This window comes from Flavobacteriales bacterium (assembly GCA_013001705.1).
Taxonomy (GTDB): Bacteria; Bacteroidota; Bacteroidia; order Flavobacteriales_D; family JABDKJ01; genus JABDLZ01.
Genome location: JABDLZ010000247.1, coordinates 1 through 5,769, shown reverse-complemented (window position 1 = coordinate 5,769; position 5,769 = coordinate 1). Strand labels below are relative to the sequence as shown.

Annotated in this window: 8 protein-coding genes; 6 read left to right on the top strand and 2 right to left on the bottom strand. The window is 51.0% G+C overall.

The window, feature by feature from the left end; genetic code table 11:
- From panC to radA, 5 genes are all read left to right on the top strand, one after another.
- On the top strand, positions 1-729 hold a 729-nt coding region (panC, locus tag HKN79_09990), incomplete at its 5' end, for a pantoate--beta-alanine ligase (GenBank protein NNC83898.1).
- 36 nt (positions 730-765) lie between these two features.
- Positions 766-1,119 (top strand): aspartate 1-decarboxylase, encoded by a 354-nt coding sequence (locus HKN79_09985; GenBank protein NNC83897.1) that lies wholly within the window; start codon positions 766-768, stop codon positions 1,117-1,119.
- Between the two features lie 10 nt (positions 1,120-1,129).
- Entirely contained in the window at positions 1,130-2,131 is a 1,002-nt protein-coding gene (locus HKN79_09980; GenBank protein ID NNC83896.1) for a flippase-like domain-containing protein, read from the top strand.
- Complete coding sequence (locus HKN79_09975) at positions 2,115-2,609, top strand: adenylyltransferase/cytidyltransferase family protein (protein ID NNC83895.1); 495 nt, start codon at positions 2,115-2,117, stop codon at positions 2,607-2,609. Before HKN79_09980 ends, HKN79_09975 begins: the two co-directional genes overlap by 17 nt.
- Positions 2,609-3,985, top strand: a complete 1,377-nt coding sequence (gene radA, locus HKN79_09970) for a DNA repair protein RadA (protein ID NNC83894.1) — start codon at positions 2,609-2,611, stop codon at positions 3,983-3,985. Before HKN79_09975 ends, radA begins: the two co-directional genes overlap by 1 nt.
- Before the next feature lie 94 nt (positions 3,986-4,079).
- Here the strand turns inward: radA and HKN79_09965 are convergent, their stop codons facing one another.
- Both HKN79_09965 and HKN79_09960 read right to left on the bottom strand, forming a co-directional pair.
- Positions 4,080-4,799: a 3'-5' exonuclease gene (locus tag HKN79_09965; protein ID NNC83893.1), complete on the bottom strand. Its 720-nt coding sequence runs from the start codon at positions 4,797-4,799 to the stop codon at positions 4,080-4,082.
- Between the two features lie 61 nt (positions 4,800-4,860).
- Positions 4,861-5,115 (bottom strand): DUF1232 domain-containing protein, encoded by a 255-nt coding sequence (locus HKN79_09960; protein ID NNC83892.1) that lies wholly within the window; start codon positions 5,113-5,115, stop codon positions 4,861-4,863.
- Between the two features lie 205 nt (positions 5,116-5,320).
- Between HKN79_09960 and HKN79_09955 the strand changes: the two genes are divergently transcribed.
- Positions 5,321-5,704, top strand: a complete 384-nt coding sequence (locus HKN79_09955; protein ID NNC83891.1) for a DUF559 domain-containing protein — start codon at positions 5,321-5,323, stop codon at positions 5,702-5,704.
- Positions 5,705-5,769 lie beyond the last annotated feature (65 nt).

The following is a 5,769-nucleotide window of genomic DNA, read 5'->3' as shown; positions in this document are numbered from 1 at the left end:
ACCAAAGCCCTAGAACATGCAGACGTGGTGGTCGCCAGCATTTTCGTCAATCCAACCCAATTCAACGAAGCCAGCGACCTGGAGAATTATCCCCGCACCATAGAGGCGGACCTTGTCAAACTGGAGGCTTCAGGCTGTCATGTGGCCTTCATGCCCGATGTAGAGGAGATCTACCCAGAAGGCCATAAGACCAAGACGATCGAATACGAGGGTCTGGACCTAGTAATGGAAGGGGCAGAACGTCCGGGTCATTTCGATGGCGTAGTAGAGGTAGTAGCGCGCTTATTCGATATCATCCAGCCGGATGTGGCCTGTTTCGGAGAGAAGGACTTCCAGCAGCTTGCCATCATTCGCAAGTTGGTCGATGAGCATGACTACGCGATAGATATCATACCCTGCCCCATTGTACGTGAACCCCATGGATTGGCCATGAGCAGTAGGAATGAACGCCTGACAGAAGAGCAAAGACAAAGAGCTGCGATACTCTACGAGACATTACAAGAGATGAAGAACCTGGTAGACATCATGAACCCGGATGAGGTGGAACAATGGGGTAGAGATGCCCTGAATTCTTCTGAATATGCCGAGCTGGAGTACATCCAAGTGGCCGACTCGCAGACCTTGAAAACGATTTTCCGATGGCACGAGTGTGATTCTGCCCGGGCATTCGTTGTAGCCCGCTTCGGAGAGGTGCGGCTGATCGATAATCTGGAAATATTCCGAGCCTGAAATTCTCTTTGAAAGCACCTACCTTTGCACTCCGAAATGAAGATTCAAGTCGTTAAATCCAAGATCCACAGGGTACACGTGACCCAGGCCGATCTCAATTACGTAGGGAGTATCACCATCGATCAAAAGTTGGCCGAAGCGGCCAACCTACTTGAAGGAGAGCGCGTGCAGATCGTCAACATCAACAATGGCGAACGACTGGAGACCTATGTCATATATGGCGAAGCCGGCACAGGCACCATCTGCCTCAATGGTCCGGCAGCGCGCAAAGTAGCGGTTGGGGATATCGTCATCATCATAGGCTACTGCTATCTGGATTTCGAAGAGGCCAAGACCTTCAAGCCTTGGCTGGTCTTCCCAGATACCAAGACCAATTCCCTCAAGGACTGAGGTCACAGCCATGAAACAACTCATCAAAGTTGCCAAAGTGGTCGTCCCTATCGGATTGGCCATATATCTCATGTACATCACCTTCAAGGATCCTCAGCAGAGGGCCGAGTTACTTGAAGCCCTCGGACGTGCAGAGTATATCTGGGTGCTCATTTCCATGTTCTTGGGCTGGTGCAGTCACATGCTGCGGGCACGTAGATGGAAATACCTCATAGAGCCACTCGGGTATAAGACCCGCTTATGGAATGCCTATCACGCGGTGATGAGCGGCTATCTCATCAATATGGCCATACCTCGAGCTGGGGAGATATCACGTGCGGGCCTCTTTTCCAAGTCAGAGCACACCCCCTTCGACCGGACCTTCGGGACGATAGCCGCAGAGCGGGTCGTGGACCTGGTCATACTGCTCGCCATAACGGGATTCACGGTCCTAACACAATATGATATCATCTGGGAGGCCATGCAGACGCAATTCAGCAATCGGCCAGTAGCAGAAGAAAGCACCTGGTGGCCCAAAGCCTTGGGAGCGGGCATCCTGCTCGTTCTGGTCATCGTTCTGATCAAGCGATTCGGACTGGTGGATAAACTGAAAGGATTCCTTCTCGGGATATGGGATGGCCTGCTCTCAATCTGGACCACTCCGTATAAAGTGCAGTTCTTCAGAGATACAGCACTCATCTGGATACTCTATGTGGGCATGTTCGCGGTGATGTATCAGTGTCTGGAAGAGACCTCCGGGCTTGGCCTCGGAGCGGTGATGGCGGGTTTTGTTTTCGGCAGTTTCGCAGTCGTGCTTACACCGGGAGGCACCGGTGCTTATCACCTGGCCGTGGCCTTTGCACTCGGTTACTATGGGATAGCAGAAAGCACCGGCCAAGCCCTGGGCCTGATCATTTGGGGTTCACAAGCATTGATGCTCATCGTCCTAGGGTTCTTATCCCTACTTTTAATGCCCATCTACAATCGTGAATACACGGGACATACAACCATACCTACTGCTCAAACTCCATGATCTGGAGAGCATTCGCGAGCAGGTGGCCATCTGGAAAGAAGAAGAATTGACCGTGGGCTTTACCAATGGAGTCTTCGACATTCTGCACGTAGGTCATGTCAACTATCTGGTAGAAGCGGCAGCCCATGTGGATTGCCTGATCATCGGACTCAACTCCGATGAATCGGTCAAGCGATTGAACAAAGGGCCTAAGCGCCCGCTGAATCCCGAACTTGCTCGCGGCTTGGTATTGGCCGGTCTAGAGGCTGTGTCGGCTATTTGTCTTTTCGGAGAGGACACGCCCCTTTCACTGATCGAGGAGATCGCTCCTGATGTACTGATGAAAGGAGGAGACTACGATGCAGATTGTACAGACACGGATGATCCGAAGTATATCGTAGGTTCTCAAGAAGTGAAGGCCAATGGAGGAGCGGTGATCTCCATTCCCTTGGTCGAGGGTTTCAGCACGACTTCCTTAGTCAATAAATTGAAAGGCTGATGGCGACCAAGACCAAGGCAAAGACTGCATATTTCTGCAAGAGCTGCGGCAATGAATTTGCGAAGTGGATGGGTCAGTGTCCAGCCTGTAAGGAATGGAACACGCTGATCGAGGAGCTGGTCATCAAGGATAAAAGCACACGCACGCCAGCCGGTAGATACAATCCGGATGCGAGAAAGGCCCAAGTGTTGAGTGAGGTGAGTGCAGAACATACAGAGCGCATCTCTTCACTCTCGGGAGAATTGGACCGTGTACTTGGAGGAGGTATGGTACCGGGCTCGGTCATCCTGCTTGGAGGAGAACCCGGGATAGGTAAATCTACCTTGACGCTCCAAGTGGCCATGGCCATCGATAAGAAGGTGCTGTATGTGTCAGGTGAGGAAAGTCTGCAGCAGATCAAGCTCAGGGCCGAGCGGCTGGGAGAGAACAACCCACAATGCTACCTGCTCAATGAGGTGAACACGGATCACATTCTCCAGCAACTCACCGAGATCGAACCCGATCTGGTCATCATCGATTCCATCCAGACGCTATTCAATCCCATCATCGACAGTACACCGGGCAGTATCTCGCAGATACGTGAGTGTACAGCGGAGATGATGCGCTACGCCAAGGAAACGTCTACTCCCGTCATTTTAATCGGACATATCACCAAGGACGGGAACCTGGCCGGGCCCAAGATCTTGGAGCACATGGTAGATACAGTCATGCAGTTCGAGGGGGATCGGAATCATGCCTATCGATTGTTACGTTCTACGAAGAACCGTTTCGGTAGCACCCATGAGCTGGGCATATTCGAGATGGCAGGTACAGGTCTGGAAGAAGTCACCGACCCGAGCAAGGTACTGACCACTTCCTTTGAAGAAGCGTACAGTGGAATAGCTGTAGGCGCTATGCTCGAGGGTTTGCGCCCCATGCTCATCGAGCTACAAGCGCTCGTCAGCTCAGCTGTATACGGAACTCCCCAACGAAGCGCCACGGGATTCGATACGCGTAGGCTGAATATGTTGCTCGCTGTGTTGGAAAAACGGGGAGGCTTTAAGATAGGTGCCAAGGATGTCTTCTTGAATGTGGCCGGTGGTCTGAGAGTGGAAGACCCGGGATTGGATCTCGCAGTCGCAGTCTCGGTCATGTCCTCCTATCTGGATATTTCCATCGATTCGGGAGATTGCTTCGCGGCAGAGATCGGCCTCAGCGGAGAACTCCGGCCCGCCTCACGCATCCAACAGCGCATATCAGAAGCGGCCAAATTGGGCTACAAGCGCATCTTCGTCAGTAAGTACGGTGGAGTGGAAGAAGCCACCTCCAATAGCATCCAGATCATTCAAGTGGGGAGATTGCAAGAAGTATTCTCCAAGCTTTTCAAAGGAGGCTAGGAATGCAAGCGGCATTCTGAATTAGGCAGAAGACCGACTGAAGAATCTCATCGATCTTTCATGTAGAGACTCTTCTCTCTGTTCAGAATGACGATCAAAGAAGGACTACATCTTCATCTGCTACCACATCCACTCCCTTGAATCGCTGAAGGATACGCGCTATGGTGACCACATCTTTCTCACAATAGCGTTGGATGCGCGACAAGTCCTTGTCCTCATAATAGACCTTGGCCACATCGGCTCCACTGATATCATCTTTGGGACTTTGAATACCTAGCGTATGTGCCAATAGCTCTACAGAAGTATAGTGTTTGTAATCCCCGAATTTCCAAAGATCCATGGTATCCAGATGACTGACCTCCCAGGGCTTCTTTCCAGCTAATTGGAGCACTTCAGGTAAGGTGATATTCTGGACCACATAGCGTCTGGCCAGAAAGGGAAAATCGAACTCCTTCCCATTATGCGCACACAGCAGGGCCTTGTTCTTGCGAAAGAACCTTTTGAAAATCTCCTTTAGACCGGTCAAGAGCTTCTCTTCATCATCGCCCGCAAAGCTTTTCATGCGGAAACTCCGTTCTCCATCCACTTCTGCAAAGTAGCCGACTGTGGCACAGATCACCTTGCTGAACTCGGCATAGATGCCCGCACGCTCATATACCTCATCAGCGCTTTTTTCTTCCCGATGTTGTATCCACTGGGTCTTGCGTGACCATAGGTCTTGAACATGAGGCTCAAGGTCCCCGAATTGATAGACCAATGGGGCAGTCTCGATATCAATGAATAGGATATCCGATAGTGAGATGTGAGAGAGCATGGGAAGATTTGTGTGTTGTTAGACCTGAGTTGAGAGGATGGGATTCCTGAGTCGAAGATAATCAGCTCTCTGAATCGATATCGCTTGGCTCTTCTATGAGCGGGTCTTCTTCATCTTCCTGAGAGGGAGAGAATAGCCCGAAATCCTTCCCTCTGAGAAAGGCGATCACTGAGATGAGCACATAGACCGCGAGCCCTTCATCCAAGTTGCCGACACCCGGGATGTTGTCAGGGATGATCTCAAAGATGCCGGCAGTGGGATTGAGCATATAGATGAGCGCAAGTACACCCGAGCCGATGATAAGAAAGCGTTTCATGCTTTCGAAAGTAGGGAATTCGGTATCTCCTCCGACTTCCGCTTCGCTTCAGCCACCTCCTCGGAGAGGAGGAAGAGACTCAGGTCCGATTCCTTGCCCCTACGTATGTTGAGTCAATGAATCACATCTCCCCCCACGGGGGAGTACCTCGGGCACGAGGGGAGGGGGCCATAACTGACAAACACCTACTTTCATGGTCATGGATATGGCTGGTCCATCTAACCGCTATCATTATAATCCCTACTTAAAGGAGAAAGCAAGAACACTTCGTTCGAATATGACCAAATCTGAAGTGGTGCTTTGGAAACACGGTCTTAGAGCGGGACAGATGATGGGCTTGACATTCAACAGACAGCGGCCTGTACTTGACTACATCGCAGATTTCATGTGTAAGGAAATCTTGCTCATTATCGAGATAGATGGCATAAGTCATCATTTTTCAGAGGTGTCTGAAAAGGATGTTGTAAGACAAGAGCGACTAGAAGAAGCAGGGTTTACCGTTTTGCGTATTCCGACAGGAGAAGTGCTTCAGTGCAGGAGGAAGGTCATACAGCTCATTCAGCGGCAGTGCGAAGTCCTCAAGGTCTAGCAGGAAATGAGCACTTCCGACTTGCTCTTCGCTTCAGCTACCTCCTGGGAGAGGAGATATAGACC